The following is a 17536-nucleotide window of genomic DNA, read 5'->3' on the forward strand; positions in this document are numbered from 1 at the left end:
TGTCACTAAAGTCTCACGTGGCGCCTTGTCGCGGAGACTCTGTCTTTGCGCCTGGACGACGGGAATTTTTTCAGGGGATTGGCCGCGTCAAGCCGGCCTGCTCGGAGGGATAAGAGTTGCACAACAAAACCATGCGCGAACGCCTGCTGGCTTCGACCATCATCTGCGGGGCAGCTCTGCTCGCCGCCGCGCCTGCCTTCGCGCAGGACGATACCGAAGTCGCCGCGGTCGTGGTTACGGGGTCGCGCATCCCGCAGCCGAACCTCACCTCGGTCAGCCCGCTGACCGTCGTCAATGACCAGGAACTGAAGCTGCAGGGCACGACCAACGTCGAAAGCCTGCTCAACAGCCTGCCCCAGGTCGTGGTCGATCAGACCTCCACCGTGTCCAACGGCGCCTCCGGCACCGCCACGGTCAACCTGCGCGGCCTTGGCCCGTCCCGCACCCTGGTGCTGGTCGACGGCCGCCGCCTGATGCCCGGCGACCCCGCCGCGCCCTTCGCCGACCTGAACAACATCCCCGCCGCTCTGGTTGAGCGCGTGGACGTGGTCACCGGCGGCGCCTCGGCCGTTTACGGTTCGGACGCCGTGGCCGGCGTCGTCAACTTTATCATGAAGCGTGACTTCGAAGGCCTGCGCCTCGACGCCCAGTACAGCTTCGGCAACCACACCAACGACAACAGCTACCTGCGCGGCCTGCAGGGCGTCCAAGGCGCCTCGACCTATCCCCGCGCGCCGTCGGACAACACCAACACCAGCCTGAGCAACAGCTTCACCGCCATCCTGGGTGTCAACGCCCCCGACGGCCGTGGCAACGTGACCGGCTATGTCGGCTACACCCAACTGAAGCCGATCCTGCAGTCGCAATACGACATCAGCGCCTGCTCGCTGGGCGCCACCAACGTCGCCGACCCGGACTCCTACCACTACGACGGCGCTCGCTGCTTCGGTTCGAACGCCAACTCGGCTTACGGCCGCTTCCAGATCGCTCCCGGCGATCGTCTGAACGTCTTCACCAACCCCGGCAACGGCCAGATCGGCAGCGGCCCGACCCAGTTCCAAAGCGATCCGCTCCTGCCGAACTTCGGCCGGAACGGCGGCACGTTCTTCCACGTGACCACGGACGGCAACCCGACCTTCACCACTGCCGGCGTGCCCGCCTATAACTATGGTCCGCTGAACTACTTCCAGCGTCCGGACACCCGCTACACCGCCGGCTTCTTCGCCCACTACCAGGTGAACGACAAGGTCGACGTCTATTCCGACTTCATGTTCTCGGACGACCACACCGTCGCCCAGATCGCGCCTTCGGGCCTCTTCGCCGGCACCGGCGCCAACGGCGGTTCGACCTACGCCATCAACTGCGACAACCCGCTGCTGACGCCCGCCCAACAGGTCCAGCTCTGCGGCACCCTGATCTCCGGCGGTTTCGCCGGAACCCCTCACCAGGTCAACGTCTCGGCCGGCTTCCGCTTCGCCAACCCGGTTCTGCCCCGTCAGGACGACCTGCGTCACACCCAGTACAAGATCGACGTCGGCGCGCGCGGCGAATTCGCCGACGGTTGGAACTACGACGTCTACGCCCAGTACGGTTCGTCGGTGTTCAACGAGCACTACAACAACGACGTCTCGACCGCTAAGGTCCAGAACGCCCTGCTGGTCGATCCGCTGACCGGCCAGTGCTATGTCGGCGGCGCCTGCGTTCCGATCGACATCTTCCAATATGGTGGCCTGAACCAAGCTCAGCTGGACTACGTCGTGACCCGCGGCTTCAAGTCGGGTGAAACCACCGAAGCGGTGATCAGCGGCTCGATCACCGGCGACCTGGGCCAATACGGCTTCAAGACGCCGTGGGCCACCGATGGCGTCGGCATCGCGTTCGGCACGGAATACCGGCGTGAAACCCTGGTCCTCAGCGTCGACAACGAGTTCCAGACCGGCGACCTGTCCGGCCAGGGCGGGGCGACCCTGCCCAATGCCGGCTCGTTCGACGTCTACGAAATCTTCGGTGAAGCGCGCGTTCCGATCGTTCAGGACGCGCCGATCGCCAAGAACATCACCCTGGAACTGGGCTACCGCTTCTCGGACTACAGCCTGTCGGGCCAGACTGACAGCTACAAAGTGTCCGGTGAGTGGGCGATCAACGACGACATCCGCTTCCGCGCCGGCTACAACCGAGCCGTCCGCGCGCCGAACATTGTCGAACTGTTCACCGCCCAGACCGTGGGCCTGTTCTCGGGCAACGACCCGTGCGCCGGCGCCGTTCCTACCGCCTCGCTGGCCGTCTGCACGGCTAGCGGCTTGGCCCCGGGCGACTACGGCACGATCGGCGGCTGCCCCGCCGGCCAGTGCTCGGCCCTGTTCAGCGGCAACACCGCCCTGAAGCCGGAAGAAGCCGACACCTACACCGTCGGGTTCGTCTTCACCCCGACCTTCATCCCGGGCTTCAACTTCAGCTTCGACTACTTCAACATCAAGGTCGACGGCCTGATCGGCTCGAACCCGGGCGCCACCACACTGGCCTGCGGCTCCGGCGTTCTGAGCGCCTGCGCCCAGTTCCATCGCGATCCGGGCACAGGTGAACTCTTTGGGCAAGCCGGCTACGTGCTGGCCCAGACGATCAACACCGGCTTCGTGCAGACCAAGGGCGGCGACATCTCGGCCAACTACAAGACCAACTTCGAGGACATGGGCCTCGGCGACTGGGGCGGCCTGGCGTTCAACCTGACCGGCACCTGGACCAAGTCGCTGGAAGTTTCTCCGGTGACCGGCGCCGAGCCCTTTGACTGCGCCGGCCTGCATGGCCCGGGTTGCGTTGACGGCGTCCGCCAGGGCGGCCCGGTGGCCAAGTGGAAGCATCGCTTCCGCGTCACCTGGACCCCCACCTTCGCTCCGGTCAGCCTCTCGGCGGTCTGGCGCTACGTCGGCGAGTCGGATGGCGACTTCAACCAGTCGAGCATCTACCTGTCGAACCACCCGTCGGGCGTCACCGACACCAACCCGCGGGACAACCACATCGACGCGTATAACTACCTCGACCTCGCCGGCACCTGGAACATCAAGGACGGCTGGGTGATGCGCTTCGGCATGAACAACGTGATGGACAAGGATCCGCCCGCGCTCGACGCGAACGTGATCCCCGTCGCCGGCAGCGGCAACGGCAACACCTTCCCGGGTTCCTACGACGTGTTCGGCCGGACGGTCTTCATCGGCATCACCGCCGACTTCTAAGACCGGACGACAAAGCCTAGTCTGGGGGCGGCGATCTTTCGGGGTCGCCGCCCCTTTTCTTTGTGAGCGCTCCCTTGTGAGCGACCTGGAGACCTGAACGGCGTGGAAACCGGGCCTGGGGCGGAAGCCCTCAATCGCGCGGCTATGGCGGCCATGGCGGCGGGCCAGCAGGCCACGGCCCAGGACCTGCTGCGCCAGGCCCTGGCTATCGAGCCGCGGCGTCAGGCGCTCTGGCTGAACCTGGCGGCCAGCCAGCGGGCGGCCGGCGAGGTAGAAGCGGCCTTGGCCACGCTCGACCAGGCCCTGACCGTCGATCCCCGCGCCTTCCTGGTGCTGCTGATGAAGGCCTCGCTGCTGGAGCGGGCTGGACGGCCGCTCGAGGCGATTCCCGCCTATGCCATCGCGCTGGCCCAGGCGCCGGGCGATGAGCAGCTGGACGCGCCGACCCTGCGGGCGGTGCTGCACGGCCGCGCCCTGGCCGAAAAGCACAATCGCGACCTGCAGGCTCGCTTCGCCGAGACGATCGACGTCTCCGGCCTGAGCGGGAGCCAGACCCGCCGCATGCAGGCCTTCATGGACCTGTTAACCGGCAAGCGCCGCGTCTATCATCAGGCGCCGGTCGGCTACTACTACCCCGGCCTGCCGGCCATCGAGTTCTGGGAGCGCGAGGAGTTTCCCTGGATCGAGGCTTTCGAGGCCCGCACCGCCGCCATCCAGGCTGAGCTGCACGCGGCGCTGAAGGCGCCGGCCACCAAGCTGACCCCCTATATCGACTATCCCGACAGCGCCCCGCTGGACCAGTGGGAGACGTTGAACCACTCCGACCGATGGAGCGCCTTCCACCTGCTGGAGTTCGGCCGTCCGGTTGTGGCCAATTGCGAGCGCTGCCCCGACACCCTGGCCGCCCTGGCCGACATTCCCCAGCCGGTGAACGTCAACCGCTCGCCCTCGGCAATGTTCTCGGTGCTCGAGCCCCACACCCACATCCCGCCGCACACCGGTATTTCCAACACCAGACTGGTCGTGCATCTGCCGCTGATGGTCCCCCCGGACTGCCGCTTCCGGGTCGGCAACGAGGTGCGGTCCTGGCGGGAGGGCCAGGCCTGGGTGTTCGACGACACCATCGAGCACGAGGCCTGGAACGACAGCGGCGAGCGGCGGGTCATCCTGCTGTGCGACGTCTGGAACCCGCGCATCCCGGAGGACGAGCGCCAGGTCATCAGCCAGGTGATGGCGACCATGGACGCCTTCAACGGCGCCGGCCCGTCCGGTTCGCTGTAGGGCGATCGTGAGCGATCCCCAGTCACTAGTGCGCCAAGGCGCGGCCCAGGTCGCCGCCGGCCGGGTGTCCGAGGCGATGGCCAGCTTCCAGGCCGCGCTGGCCCTGCAGCCGGACCACAGCGAGGCCCTGGGCCAGGCAGCCATCCTGGCCTCCCACACCGGCGACGCCGACGAGGCCCGGCGGCTGGCTGAACGCGCCCTGGCGGTCGATCCGGCCGAGCCCAACGCGCTGCGGGCGACGGCCGAGGCCGACTTTGCCCAGGGCCGGCTGGCCGAGGCCGAGGCGCGGCTGCGGATCTGGCTGAAGACACCGGACCTGGCGGCGGGGCCGCGTCATCACGCCATGGGCCTGCTGGGCGAGGTCCTGGATCGCCAGGACCGCCCGGCCCTGGCCTTCCAGGCCTGGACGGCCGGCAACCGCGCCTTCCGCGATCTGCACCGCCCCCGGTTTGAGCTGCCTGGCCGCCAACGCCTCACCGCCCAGATCGGCGGCCTGACCCAGCGGTTCGACACGGCCAGCCGGGGCGGCTGGCCCGACGGTCCGGCGCCCGATCGCACGCCCCGCCGTCATGTCTTTCTGCTCAGCTTCATGCGCTCGGGCACCACTCTGCTGGAACAAATGCTGGCCGCCCATCCCGATGTGGTCGCCCTGGAAGAGTACGAGGCGCTGGCGGCGGCGGCGATCGCCTTCATGGGCGAGCGTCCCGATTTCGAAGGCCTCAAAGCCCTTGATGCAGCGGGAATCGAGCGGCTGCGGGCCGCCTACTGGGCCGAGGTCGCGGGCCAGGGCCTGGATCCGGCCGGCAAGGTGTTCGTCGACAAGCAGCCCTTCAACACCCTGAAGCTGCCGATCATCCAACGCCTGTTTCCGGACGCCCTGATCATCTTCGCCCAGCGCGACCCGCGCGATGTGGTGCTGAGTTGCTTCCAGCACCGGCTGAAGATCAGCGTCTACAGCTACGAGATGCTCGACCTGACCAACACCGCCGCCCTCTACGATGCGGTGATGGGCTTCTGGGCCCTGGCCCGCGAGCGGCTGCCGCTGGATGTCTATGTCCACCGGCATGAAGCCTTCATTCAGGACCCGAAGACGGCCATCGCCGCCCTGGCGCAGCGCCTGGACCTGGACCCCGCCGGCATCGGCGACCCGGGTGAGCGGGCCCGGCGCGGCCTGACCGCCTCGCAGAGCGCCCGCCAGGTGATGGCCGGGGTCAATCTGGGTGGGCTGGAGCGCTGGCGGCGGTTCAAGGACCTGGAGAAGGTCGAGCCGATCCTGCGACCCTGGATCGAAGCCTTCGGCTACCCGACTTCGTAGCCGAAAGCCTTCACCCAGGGTTCCAGCACCGGCAGCACCGGCGCCAGGTGGGCCTCATAGCGCTTCCATTGCGCCATGCCCGAGCGGTTGAGGCCCTGGCGAACCTGGTCCTTGCTGGGGGTGCGGATGTCGCGGCTGTTGGCGGTGCTCACGAAGTCGGCCATGGCCGGATCCCAGTCGATGCCGATGAAGCCGCAGATCGCCTTCACCTGGCCTTCGAAGTCCTCGATCAGGTCCTCGTGGCGATGGCGGTGCAGAGGCAGGGGCAGGACCTTGGCGTAGACCTCCGAGAGGGCCATCACCTCACTGTAGAGCTCGGCCGTGTTGTTGAGGTCCGAGAAGGCCCCGCTCATCGCGTTGACGATGAAGGCGTTGCGGAAGCAGCTCAGCACCACGTCGCGCGGGTCGCGGATGGCGAACAGGATCTTGGCCCTGGGGAACAGCTTGGCGATCAGCGGCTGCCAGATCGAGGTCATCGGCGCCTTGTCGACGAACACCTTGCCGGCGACCTGGGCGCCCTGGTCGGCCACCGAGCGCCAGTAGGTCTCGCGCAGGACGTCCGCTTCCGTCTCGGTCATGGCCGTCAGCCGATCCAGGCCCGCCTGGTCCGAGAAGAACTCCGCCGTCAGCGCCCGCAGGGTCGGCTTCTCTTCCAGCGCCACGACGTCGGCATGGCTGGCCAGCACCTGCTCCAGCAGGGTGGTGCCAGAGCGCACGAACCCGACCAGGAAGATGTGTTCGGCGGCGGGGGAGGGGGTGTTCTGGGGCGCTGGATCGAAGGCGCCGGCGGGGGCCGCCTCGACATAGGCCCGCACCCGGCGGCACATCGGGGCGGCGGTTTCGACCCCGGTGATCTCGAAACCCCGGCCCAGCAGCCGCCACATGCCCTTGTTGGCCAGGTCGTAGGCCTGCCAGGCCTCGTCGAACCGGCCAAGCTCTTCCAGCTGGTCGCCCAGCAGGCGCTGGGTCATGGCCGCGTGCAGCGGGGTCAGGCCGCCACCGGCAATCAGCGCCTCGAGCTGGCGGGCCGCCTCGGCGGGCTGCTGGTCGCGGGCGTTCAGCGAGGCCATGACATAGGCCGCCACCGGCTGGCGCGGGTCCAGGGCCAGGGCCTGGCGGGCATATTGCCGGGCCTGGTCGATCTCGCCACGGCGCATCGACATCTCGGCCAGCCCGCCCAGCGGGTCGGGGAAGCGCGGGTCCAGCCGCGCCGCCAGCGATTCGCTCTGCCAGGCGTCGTCGTCGTCGCCCAGCGAGGCCTGGGCCGCCGCGCGGCCGTGATGGGCCGGCGCATGGCTGGGCAGCAGCGAGATGGCGGCGTCGAAGGCCTCCAGCGCGTCCTTGGGCCGGCCCTGTTTCGACAGGCACTGGCCGATGGCGCTGAGGGTCAGGACATTCTGCGGCTCCAGCTGCAGCGCCCGGTCCAGCCGGGTCAGGGCCTCGCCGAACTGACCCTCGTTCTCGAAGGCGAAGGCGACCAGGTTGAGGATCAGCGGGTGCTCGACGCCGTCGGCCTCGGCCTGCCGCGCCAGGCCGATCGCCTGGTCGATGCGATTGGCTCCCAGAGCCTGCTCGATGGCGCCCAGAGCGCGGTCCCGCGGGGCGTCGTTCGTCGCCATAAAGCCTGCCTCAATACAATGACTTGCAGGTCCCTTTAGCCGAGCCCGTCGGTCTCCGCCAGCCGGGGGTGCGCGGCTCGTCCTCTTGCCGCTATAAGGCCTGGGACAGCTTTGGGAGCGGGCCGCGTTATGTTCCAGGAGATCGCCGACGTCCTGACCGCCGAGGAGTGCGCGCGGTTGCGCGACATCGCCAAGAGCGCCCGCTTCGTCGACGGCCGCATCTCCAGCCCCCATTCGCAAGTGAAGGACAATCTGCAGATCGACAGCGGCGGCGAGGCCTATGCCGAATCCTCGCGGCTGGTGGCCACGGCCCTGCAGCGCAATGAGACCTTCCGCAACTTCGCCTATCCGCGGATCATGGCCCCGCCGCTGCTGGCCCGCTACGAGCCGGCAATGAGATACGGCCTGCATTCCGACGCGCCCTTCATGCAGGTGGGCGCCCGGCCGCTGCGCTCGGACCTGTCCTGCACGGTCTTCCTCGGCGATCCGGATACCTATGAGGGCGGCGAACTGGCCATCACGCTGGGCACGCGCCAGGTGACCTTCAAGCTGCCGGCCGGCTCGGCGGTGCTCTATCCCTCGACCACCCTGCACGAGGTGTTGCCGGTCACCGCCGGCGAGCGGCTGGTGGCCATCACCTTCATCGAGAGCCAGATCGCCGACCCGGTGTTCCGCGAGCTGCTGTTCCAGCTCGACGAGGTGGCGGCCCTGGAGGGCTTCAACATGAGCTGGGAAAACCGCACCCGCCTGCAGTACGTCCGCGCCAACCTGCGCCGCATCTGGGGCGAGGCGGGGTAGGGACAAAAGAAAAGGCGGGGTTTCCCCCGCCCTTCCCAGTCTCGATTTCAGCCTCGATTCTACAGCCCGCCGGGGCCGCAGTCGGTGCGCAGGTAGCTCTCGATTTCGGTCAGCACCTGGGTGATCTGGCCGGCTTCCCAGCGGTTGGACTGGTGGCCCATGTCCTTCAGCACGGTGAACTTATAGGGCTTGTTGTAGCGCTTCAGCCCCGCCACGAACCGCTCCGACTCCTCGATGCGGACGGTGACGTCGCGGTCGCCGTGGTAGAGGAAGATCGGGATCGACACCTCACCCACATGATCGATCGGCTGCAGGCCGTTGATCGTCGGGCGCTGGAAGGCCTTGAGGATCGGGTTCGAGACCATGCTTTCGCGGAAGTAGTCCAGGCCCGCCACCCCGGCGCCGGCGATCGAGCACTGGTAGATGCCGTTGGAGCGCACCGAGGCGGCCATGGCCGCATAGCCGCCATAGCTGTAGCCGTGCATAGCGATGCGATCGGGGGCGGCGATCTTCTGGCTGATCAGCCACTTGGCGCCGTCATCCATATCGTCCTGCATCTTCTGGCCCCACTCGCTGTCGCCGGCGCGCCAGAGCTTCTGCCCCCAGCCTTGCGAGCCGCGGTATTCGGGCTGCAGGACCGCGTAGCCGCGTGAGGCGAAATACTGGATCCAGCCGGAGCCGTCCCAGCTCAGGTCGTCGCGGGACCACGGACCGCCGTGCGGCAGGATGATGGTCGGGTAGGGGCCGGGGCCATAGAACTCGGCCTTGGGCGTGGTCAGGAAGCCGGGGATCAACATGCCGTCCCGGGCCGGATACTGCACCAGGCGGGTATCGCCCAGCATCGCCGTGTTGAACCAGGGGCGTTGCTTGCCCAGCAGCTTCAGCTGGCCATTGTGCAGCAGGTAATATTCCGGCGGCTGGCTGGGACCGGTCTTGACGACGATGGCGTACTCCATGTCATCGGACCAGTTGCTCAGCACCGCGTCTGCGCCGTCGGCGACCGGGAACTTGCTGGCCTCGCCCGTGGCGATGTCGGTCCAGCTGACGGTGACGGTCTTGACGCCCAGGGCGGCGCGCAGGCCCTTGGTCAGGGCCTCCATCTTGCCATCGACCCAATAGGTGTGGCGGGTTTCGCCCTGGTAGGTGAAACCCAGCAGGCGGCCATAGTCCTTGGGGTTCTGGTTTTGCACCACGCCGTCGGCGTCGAACAGCTTGATGCCGAAGGCCGGCTCCAACTTCCGGGTCTGAATGTTGTACTCGAAGATGGTGGACTTATCCTGGCCGCGGTTGGTGCTGACGTAGATGACGTCGGGGTCTTCGGTGAAACCCACGATGTCCACCGGCTCGCGGTCGGCGGCGTACCAGCGGAAGTGCTCTTCCCAGTTGTTGGTCTTGGGGTTGCGGATCCACTGGGCGATGTAGACGCGGCCATTGTCGTAGTCGACCGACTGGCGGGCGCGAATCTCGCCCTTGAGGTCGGTCTGCTCGCCACCGAACTTGTCGGAGTTGGTGTACACCTTGGCCCGCGCCCCGGTGTAGACGTTCATCTTGTAGATGCCGTCGTTGTTCTGGATCAGGATGTTGTTCGGATCGAAGGGCAGATCGTCGACCAGCGAGCCGCCCGAGCAGCTGTTCTGGTCCTTGGCGCCGCTGATGTTGCGCACGCTGCCGAAATTCAGGTCGGTGATCAGAGCGCAGAACAGGTGGGTCTTGGTCGAGCCGCTGTCGATGGTCTGACGGATCGACACGATCAGGCGGTCATTCTTGATGAACCGGGCGCTCTGGCAGGTGTTGCGCTCGCCGCAACCCAGATAGGTCGGCTTCTGATCCATGGCGTCGGTGCGCCAGATGGTGACGTAGGGCGTCACGCCGTCCGGCGAGGTGACGGCCACGATTCGCGAGCCATCCGGCGACAGCTGAACGCCGCGGATGGCGGCTTCGCGACCGAAGTCGTTGGCGCTGGGCGGGGCGGGTGCGGCGGCCGGAGTCTGGGCCTGGGCGGCCCCGATGGCCCCCAGCCCCGCGAACAGCGCAAGGGCCGCGACACGGCGAAGGATACGGAAATGTGGCTTCACTTTGCCCTCATGAATGATGCCGCCCGAGGGGCCGAATCGGAAAGGAACTGCCCTTTCCGCGCCGGTTCGGGGTCAGCGGTTTGGCGGATCGCCGCTCTCAAGGGAGCAATCTAACCTGATATTTCAGAACGCCAAGCTGTGGTTGCCGCCACGCCTGAGGGGCGAGTCGGGCGCTTTGTAACGCGCTCGAAGGGAAAGTGTGGCGAGATTGTAACGGGGTTGCGGCTAACGAACGCTTTTCGGTCATGATCCTTGTCGCGGCTCTTGAAGCTGCTAGGTTCGACAGACCTTGCGGGACCCTGTCTCGCGGGCGGCCGGCCTGTTCGGCTGCAGATTTCATCGGGCTACTGGGGAAAGTGCTCAACATGCTGGATCGCAAGTTTCTCTTCGGCACGACGGTGATGGTGGGCTTCGCGGCCGCCGCACTCGCCGCCGCGCCGTCCGCCGCCTTCGCGCAAGGCGCTCCGCCGGCCACGACGCCGCCGGCTTCGACCACCACGTCCTCCTCGGACGAGGGCAACACGGTTGAGGCCCTGGTGATCACCGGCTCGCGCATCAAGCGCACCGAATACACCAGCTCGGCCCCGATCCAGGTGATCACGGCTGAGCAATCGACCCTGGAAGGCCTGGTGGACACCACCGAGATTCTCCAGCAGTCGACCATCGCCAGCGGTTCGTTCCAGGTGAACAACCAGCTGACCGGCTTCGTGACGGACGGCGGCCCCGGGGCCAACACCATCTCGCTGCGCGGCCTGGGCGCCACCCGCACCCTGGTTCTGCTGAACGGCCGTCGCGTCGGTCCGGCCGGCACCCGCGGCACGGTCGGCCCCGTCGACCTGAACGTCATCCCCAACTCGATCGTCGAACGCTTCGAGATCCTGAAGGACGGCGCCTCGTCGATCTACGGCTCCGACGCCGTCGCCGGTGTCATCAACATCATCACCAAGCAGAACTACGACGGCATCGAGCTGAACGTCTTCGGCAACATCCCCTTCGAGCAGGGTGGTGAAACCTTCCGGCTGAGCGGCGCTTGGGGCAAGACCTTCGACCGCGGCTATATCAACATCGCCGCCGACTACTATGAGCAGAAGGTCCTGCGCCGCGGAGACCGCGACGACACCGCCTGCACCAGCGACTATGAGTTCGCCGGCGGCCGTGGCGGGGCTCGCGTCGACTACGCCAACACCGATCCCGGCCAGTCGGCTTCGGACAAGTTCAAGTGCTATAACCTGTTCAGCCGGATTGTGCGCACCGGCACCTACGGCGACCTGATGTTCCCGGACGCCGGCGTCACCTATCCGACCGCCGCGCAAGGTAACTCGGGCGGCCCCAACAACATCGGCGGGGGCTTCGGCAGCCTGCCGATTCCGTTCGGCCTGGTCCGTCAGACCCGCGCCGGCTTCCCGATCACCTACCCCTACTCGCACCAGGACGCGCCGGCCTATGCCCGCTCCTCGATCCTGAGCCCGGTGAAGCGCACCAGCCTCTTCGCCACGGGTGGTTATGATCTGACCCCGAACGCCGAACTCTACGGCGAGCTGCTGCTGAACCGTCGTGAGTCGGTCCAGTACGGCGCCCGTCAGTTCTTCCCGGGTGTGAACCAGGGCTACCAAGGCAACACGGCCGGCTGGGGCGCCACCCTCGGCTCGCTGCTGCCGATCATCCCGCTGGCCTCCGACCGTAGCCAGGAAGTCAACTACTGGCGCGCCGTCGTGGGCGTCCGTGGCGACATCCCCTTCATGGACGGCTGGTCCTACGACCTGTTCTACCAGCACAGCGACTCGGACGCCGACTACACCACGGACATCATCTATAATGACCGGGTGCTGGCGACGACCGGCGGCTTTGTGAACATCCAAAACCCGGCGATCTTGGCCCCCCCCACCGCCTATGGCGCGGCGGCCAACGTTCCCTGCTTCCAACCGCACGCCAGCCACAACATTTCCGGCTTCAACTGCGCCAGCCAGCTGCCCGGCGGCATCAACTGGCTCTCGGCCGACGTCCTGAACGGCAACTTCTCCGCTGCTCAGGCCGCCTTCCTGTTCGCCAAGGAAACCGGCAACACCACCTACACCCAGGACGCCTTCGAGTTCTCGATCACTGGCGACCTGTTCCAGCTGCCGGCCGGCCCGCTCGGCTCGGCCTTCGGCATCAGCTGGCGCAAGGACGAGATCAACGACCTTCCGGGCCTGAACGAGCGCTCTGGCAACCTGTGGGGCTCCACCTCCGCCGGCCAGACCAAGGGCGACGACACGGTGAAGGAAGTCTTCGGCGAACTGGAAATCCCGGTCTTTAAGGGTCTTCCGGGCATCGAGTCCTTCGACGTCCAGCTGTCGGGCCGCTACACCGACTACGACTCCTACGGCTCGGACTCGACCTATAAGGTCGGTCTGAACTGGCAGATTTCCAACGCCTGGCGCATCCGCGCCACCAAGGGCACCTCGTTCCGCGCCCCGGCGCTGTATGAACTGTATCTGGCCAATCAGACCAGCTTCCTGGGCCAGAACCAGGTCGATCCCTGCATCAACTATGTCGCTTCGGGCGATCCCAACCTGCTGACCAACTGTGCGGCCGATGGGATCCCGGCGGGCTACACCGCGGCCAACTCGTTCGGCGGCGGTTCCTCCGCCCTGATCATCGCGGGCGGCGGCGCGGGCGTCCTCAAGGCCGAAACCTCGGAAGCCAAGACGGTCGGTGTGATCTGGACCCCCAGCTTCATCGACCTTTCCGTCGCGGTCGACTACTTCGAGATCACGGTCGAGAATGAAATCACCCGCTTTGGTCCGCTGAATACGTTGAACCAGTGCTATCGCGGCGTGGGCTCGTTCCCGAACGCCTTCTGCACCCTGTTCCACCGCGACAAAACCGGCATCAACGGTAACCCGCCGACCTTCAACATCATCGATGTGTTCGACGGCTACCTGAACGTGGCTGAGCAGATCAACAACGGTCTGGACCTGAACACCCACTACGCCCACGAGTTCGACTTCGGTAAATTCACCCTCGACACGTCGACCACCTGGACCTTCAAGGACACCCAGGCGCTGCTGGCGGGGGCGAGCACCGACCAGAACGGCACGACGACCGAACCGGACTTCACCTCCCAGATCAACGCCCGCTTCGACAAGGGCGATTGGACCTTCTTCTGGGGCGTGGATTTGGTCGGCAAGCAGTCGGACTCCGGTCCGGAAGCCTTCGGCGCCGATACCATCACCAACAACACGCGCTACACCGACCGTTGCCGGGTTGGCGCCGGCCCGATCCAGTCCTGCACCAGTCTGCTGGGCACCGGGCCTCTGACCCTCGTCCCGGTGACGGTCTATCTGAAGCGCTATGACGAGTTCACCGCCTATCACGACATCTCGGTGCGCAAGAAGATGGACAGCTGGACCTTCCAGGCCGGCATCCAGAACCTGTTCGACGAGCGTCCGCCGTCGCAGTCGACCGGCCAGTTCCGGATCGGCACCGCGGCCATCAACCAGTATGACGTCATCGGCCGCCGCGCCTTCATCCAAATCTCCAAGAAGTGGTAGAAGGCGGGGCTTCAGCCCTGACATGAACGAGGGCGGTGGGGGAAACCCCACCGCCCTTTTTCTTTGCCCGCAGCCCAGATCGCTGGGGCATGACGCTGGTTCGCAGGGGCACCACCAGCATCGACCCGAAGGGTCACCCGAACCCAGCCATCAAAGGCTAAGCCCGTCCGTGTTGTCCGTGTTGTCCGTGGTAAAAATTCCGGCGGCGGGGGCGGTATCGCCGCTTGCAAGGTTTGACCACGGACAACACGGACAACACGGACAGCTATCGTCAGCCCCACTGCGGCCGCTGAGCGCCGCTCACCGCCATCAGGCTTTGGCTTGCTTCGTTCGCGTTGTTCGCGTTGTTCGCGTTAAAAAATCCGGGCGTTGGGAGGCGCATCCACGCCTGCAAGGCTGGAACGCGAACAACGCGAACGACGCGAACAGGCCTCGCCAATCCTCGTGGGCCTGGGACATGCGCACGTTTGAGACGCCTGCGGCGCAAGTCAGCCGGCGGGCTGTTGGCGGTGAGGTCTAGCGTAAAACAAAGGGCCGGCAGTGGGACTGCCGGCCCTTCGCGTCTTTGTCTTGGCGGGGGCTTAGCGCCCCTGGCGGATCGGCGTGGGGGCCAGGACCGTCGCCCCGCGATCCCGCAGCCGCGACTGGGCCATCTGGTCCAGGATCGCCTGTGAGCGGGGATCGCCCATCACCCAGGCCGCGGCCGCCAGGGTCTTCATCGAGGTCTCGGTGCCACCGAACAGGCGGCCCAGGGCCTCGAAGGGCGACTTGGCGCCGCCGATCATCTTCAGCCGAACCTCGCCCTTGACGCCCGCCAGGGCCTTGGCCCGGTCGACGGCGTCGTAGAAGCCGCCGATCTGGTCGACCAGGCCCAGTTGCTGGGCCTGCACGCCCGTCCAGACCCGGCCCTTGGCGATCTCGCGCACCCGGGCCTGGGGCAGCTTGCGGCCCTCGGCCACCCGGGCGACGAAGCCGCCATAGATGCGGTCCATCCAGGCGGAGAAGGCGGCCCGCTGCTTGGGGGTGAATTCGTCGCCGGTTCCGAAGGCGCCGGCATAGTCGCTGCCGACGCTGACGCCGCGCACGTCGACCCCGAATTTGCCCAGCGCCTCGCCCAGGGCGAACTTGCCGCCGAACACCCCGATCGAGCCGGTCAGGGTGGTGGGCTGGGAGACAATGGCGCTGGCCTGGCTGGAGATCCAGTAGCCGCCCGAGGCCGCATAGGTGCCCATGCTGACCACCACCGGCTTGCCGGCCTTCTTGGCGGCCCGCACGGCGGCCAGGATCTGTTCCGAGGCGGTGTCCGAGCCGCCGGGCGAGGAGACGCGGAAGACGATGGCCTTGACGTCCTTGTCCTCGGCCGCCTCGTAGATGGCCTTGGCGACGTCGTCGGACCAGACGGTCTGCTCGCCGCCGAACGGACTGCCGCCGCCGCCCTTGCCGGTCATGATGGCGCCCTCGGCCCCGATCACGGCGATCACCGGACCCGAACCGGACCCCATCCGCGCCTTGGCGCCGCCGGCATAGTCGTCGAAGTCGGCCAGCTTGGCGTCGCCGCCGACCTTGGCGATCAGGGCGTCCTCGGCGTCCTTGACCTGGCCGACCTGGTCGATCAGCCCCTTGGCCCGGGCCTCCTCGGCCGAATAGGGCCCGGCTTCGAGCGTCGCCAGGAAGGTCTGGGGATTCTGCTTGCGGTCGGCCGAGGCGGTCAGCACCGCGGTCCGGTAGATCGAGCCCATCCAGCTGAGTTCCGACTCGCGGTGGGCGGCGGTGTAGTCGCTGTAGAGGTAGGGATTGACCGCGTTCTTGTACTCGTAGCGCTGCTCGTAGTCGGCCCTGACGCCGTACTTGTCGAAGAAGCGCTTGAAGAACATGTCCTCGCTGGCCATGCCGACCGCCTGGAAGCTGCTGTCGGGCTGCATCCACAGCTGGTCGGCCGAAGCTCCCAGCATGTAGGTCGAGACCACGGCGCCGGAGGGGTAGAGGCCCTGGCTGTGGGCCCAGATCGGCTTGCCGCTCTTCTTGAAGTGCTGGAAGGCCAGCCGCAGCTCGTCGGCCGCCGCCGGGGCGACGCCGCCCTCGGGCAGGCGAACGAAGATGGCCTCGACCTTGTTGTCCGTTTCAGCGGCCCGCAGCACCTGGATGATGGTCATCACCGACTGCGAGCCGCCGCTGAAGATGGCGAAGGCGTTCTGCGGATCCTGATCGCTCAGGCCCTGGCGCAGGTCCAGCTCCAGGACGGCATGGGCGGGCGTGATGTCCTTGCTGCTGCTGGAGGCGATCGAGGCGATGAACCCAAAGAAGCTGACCATCGCCACGAAAAAGAAGAGCATCAGCCCGACGAAGACGCCGGCCATGGTCAACAGGAACTGTTTCATCGGGGACCCCGGCGTCACGGCGGTCCAATCCGCCAATGTCCACTATGACCTATATGCACAGGCGTTGGCGTCAAATGAACACGACGCAACATTCAGGCGAATTTGCCGCGCTTGGGCGTGGCGGCTGGTAAGGGCGATTTGTGTTCAGGACTTAACGCGGGGAAATGGTCGGAGTGGCAGGATTCGAACCTGCGACCCCCGCGTCCCGAACACGGTGCTCTACCAGACTGAGCTACACTCCGACTTGGGAGCGCGCCTTATAGGGGAGGCTCTTCCAGTCCGCAAGCGAGCCTGACAAGACTATTTCAAAGCAGCGACGGCGGCGTTGCATCGCCCTCGCTCATACGCTATCTCCACCGCCTCGCCGGGCCCGGAAGGGCCCGCGCCGTTCCTGCTGGGGAATGGTGTAATGGTAACACTGCGGTTTTTGGTACCGTCATTCTAGGTTCGAGTCCTAGTTCCCCAGCCAACGCCCTCCCTCGGGATTTTCCGCGCCGTCAGTCGGCCGCCGCCCGCACGCCCGAGATGCTGGCCCGGACGATTTCGACCGGAAAAGGCTCGCGCTGCTTCAGCACGACCCGCAGCGTGACGATGGTGTCCTGGGCCGCCGTGCGGTCGATGGCGAAGATCAGGGTCATGCAGGAGAGGCCATCGGGCGCCTCGGCGTTGCACGGGGTTTCCTCGACGCTGCCAAGGCCGCTGTCGCCCAGCTTGGCCAGCATGGCGGGGATGTCGCAGGCCTGCCCCCGATTGGCGCAGGAGACCGCCACGCTGGAGGCGGTCTTGCCGTCCGGCCCGGGCAGGATCTGCGCCATGACCTGCGCGCCACGCCAGGCGGCGGCGGGGGTCGAGGCGGAGAAGAAGTCCAGCCCGTCCGCAAACCGTCCGCAGTTCGAATCGAGCCAGCGGCCGTAGGGCTCGTTCCAGCCGCCGGGAATCGGCTTGGTGTCGCCGACGATGCGATAGACCTCGCGCAACGACAGGTCCTCGGCCCGGGCCGGGGTGCGCAGGCCCGCGCCCTGTCCGTCATAGCGCATCTCGACCATCACGATCTTGGCCATGCACAGGCCCGGGAATCCCGCCGACTTCGGCCGGGTGGAAAATTCCAGGGTCGACAACACCTCGCCCGGCGGCCGGCGCACCGCCACCAGCTGGCCGGCGAACTGCGACAGCACACGGTCCGCCAGCCGCGTCGCCGGCTGCGTCCGGGCGTCGGCGAGACTGGTCCCACCGGCCGCGGCGGCCGGGCCGGGACACAGCAGGATCACGGCCGGCACGAGCGCAAGGACAGGAAGGCGGATCATGGA

Annotated in this window: 9 protein-coding genes and 2 tRNA genes; 6 read left to right on the forward strand and 5 right to left on the reverse strand. The window is 66.8% G+C overall.

Features of this window, described 5'->3' with window-relative positions; translation table 11 throughout:
• Positions 1–116: 116 nt before the first annotated feature.
• The 3 genes from QO010_RS06155 (at position 117) to QO010_RS06165 (ending at position 5826) form a co-directional block, all read left to right on the forward strand.
• On the forward strand, positions 117–3230 hold the full coding sequence (locus tag QO010_RS06155) for a TonB-dependent receptor plug domain-containing protein (protein ID WP_307347401.1): 3114 nt from the start codon (positions 117–119) through the stop codon (positions 3228–3230).
• 102 nt (positions 3231–3332) lie between these two features.
• A complete protein-coding gene (locus QO010_RS06160) occupies positions 3333–4511 on the forward strand; it encodes an aspartyl/asparaginyl beta-hydroxylase domain-containing protein (RefSeq protein WP_307347403.1) in 1179 nt (392 codons plus the stop codon).
• A gap of 7 nt (positions 4512–4518) precedes the next feature.
• The gene (locus QO010_RS06165; RefSeq protein ID WP_307347405.1) at positions 4519–5826 is read left to right on the forward strand and encodes a tetratricopeptide repeat-containing sulfotransferase family protein; all 1308 of its coding nucleotides are present in this window, start codon (positions 4519–4521) and stop codon (positions 5824–5826) included.
• On the opposite strand, the gene QO010_RS06170 is transcribed toward QO010_RS06165, so the two are convergent.
• Positions 5811–7445, reverse strand: coding sequence for a tetratricopeptide repeat-containing sulfotransferase family protein (locus QO010_RS06170; RefSeq protein ID WP_307347407.1), 1635 nt, complete (start codon positions 7443–7445; stop codon positions 5811–5813). The two genes, QO010_RS06165 and QO010_RS06170, sit on opposite strands and share 16 nt — an antisense overlap.
• 129 nt (positions 7446–7574) lie before the next feature.
• Between QO010_RS06170 and QO010_RS06175 the strand changes: the two genes are divergently transcribed.
• A complete protein-coding gene (locus QO010_RS06175) occupies positions 7575–8243 on the forward strand; it encodes a Fe2+-dependent dioxygenase (RefSeq protein ID WP_307347409.1) in 669 nt (222 codons plus the stop codon).
• A 59-nt stretch (positions 8244–8302) separates the two neighbouring features.
• On the opposite strand, the gene QO010_RS06180 is transcribed toward QO010_RS06175, so the two are convergent.
• Positions 8303–10318: an alpha/beta hydrolase family protein gene (locus tag QO010_RS06180; protein ID WP_307347411.1), complete on the reverse strand. Its 2016-nt coding sequence runs from the start codon at positions 10316–10318 to the stop codon at positions 8303–8305.
• A 365-nt stretch (positions 10319–10683) separates the two neighbouring features.
• Here QO010_RS06180 and QO010_RS06185 point away from each other — a divergent pair, with 365 nt between their 5' ends.
• The gene (locus tag QO010_RS06185; RefSeq protein WP_307347413.1) at positions 10684–13851 is read left to right on the forward strand and encodes a TonB-dependent receptor plug domain-containing protein; all 3168 of its coding nucleotides are present in this window, start codon (positions 10684–10686) and stop codon (positions 13849–13851) included.
• Between the two features lie 581 nt (positions 13852–14432).
• Here the strand turns inward: QO010_RS06185 and sppA are convergent.
• The gene (gene sppA, locus QO010_RS06190; protein WP_307347416.1) at positions 14433–16229 is read right to left on the reverse strand and encodes a signal peptide peptidase SppA; all 1797 of its coding nucleotides are present in this window, start codon (positions 16227–16229) and stop codon (positions 14433–14435) included.
• Between the two features lie 165 nt (positions 16230–16394).
• Positions 16395–16471 (reverse strand) — tRNA-Pro (locus tag QO010_RS06195).
• A 153-nt stretch (positions 16472–16624) separates the two neighbouring features.
• Here QO010_RS06195 and QO010_RS06200 point away from each other — a divergent pair.
• Positions 16625–16698 (forward strand) — tRNA-Gln (locus QO010_RS06200).
• A gap of 28 nt (positions 16699–16726) precedes the next feature.
• Here QO010_RS06200 and QO010_RS06205 read toward each other — a convergent pair.
• Entirely contained in the window at positions 16727–17533 is an 807-nt protein-coding gene (locus QO010_RS06205; protein WP_307347418.1) for a hypothetical protein, read from the reverse strand.
• Between the last annotated feature and the right edge of the window lie 3 nt (positions 17534–17536).

The organism is Caulobacter ginsengisoli (assembly GCF_030814835.1).
GTDB classification, from domain to species: domain Bacteria; phylum Pseudomonadota; class Alphaproteobacteria; order Caulobacterales; family Caulobacteraceae; genus Caulobacter; species Caulobacter ginsengisoli.

What these genes read in the sequence shown, in the direction of transcription:
- QO010_RS06170 (WP_307347407.1), bottom strand. Translation starts at nt 7,445, where the DNA reads ATGGCGACGAACGACGCCCCGCGGGACCGCGCTCTGGGCGCCATCGAG.
- QO010_RS06175 (WP_307347409.1), top strand. Translation starts at nt 7,575, where the DNA reads ATGTTCCAGGAGATCGCCGACGTCCTGACCGCCGAGGAGTGCGCGCGG.
- QO010_RS06185 (WP_307347413.1), top strand. Translation starts at nt 10,684, where the DNA reads ATGCTGGATCGCAAGTTTCTCTTCGGCACGACGGTGATGGTGGGCTTC.
- sppA (WP_307347416.1), bottom strand. Translation starts at nt 16,229, where the DNA reads ATGAAACAGTTCCTGTTGACCATGGCCGGCGTCTTCGTCGGGCTGATG.
- QO010_RS06205 (WP_307347418.1), bottom strand. Translation starts at nt 17,533, where the DNA reads ATGATCCGCCTTCCTGTCCTTGCGCTCGTGCCGGCCGTGATCCTGCTG.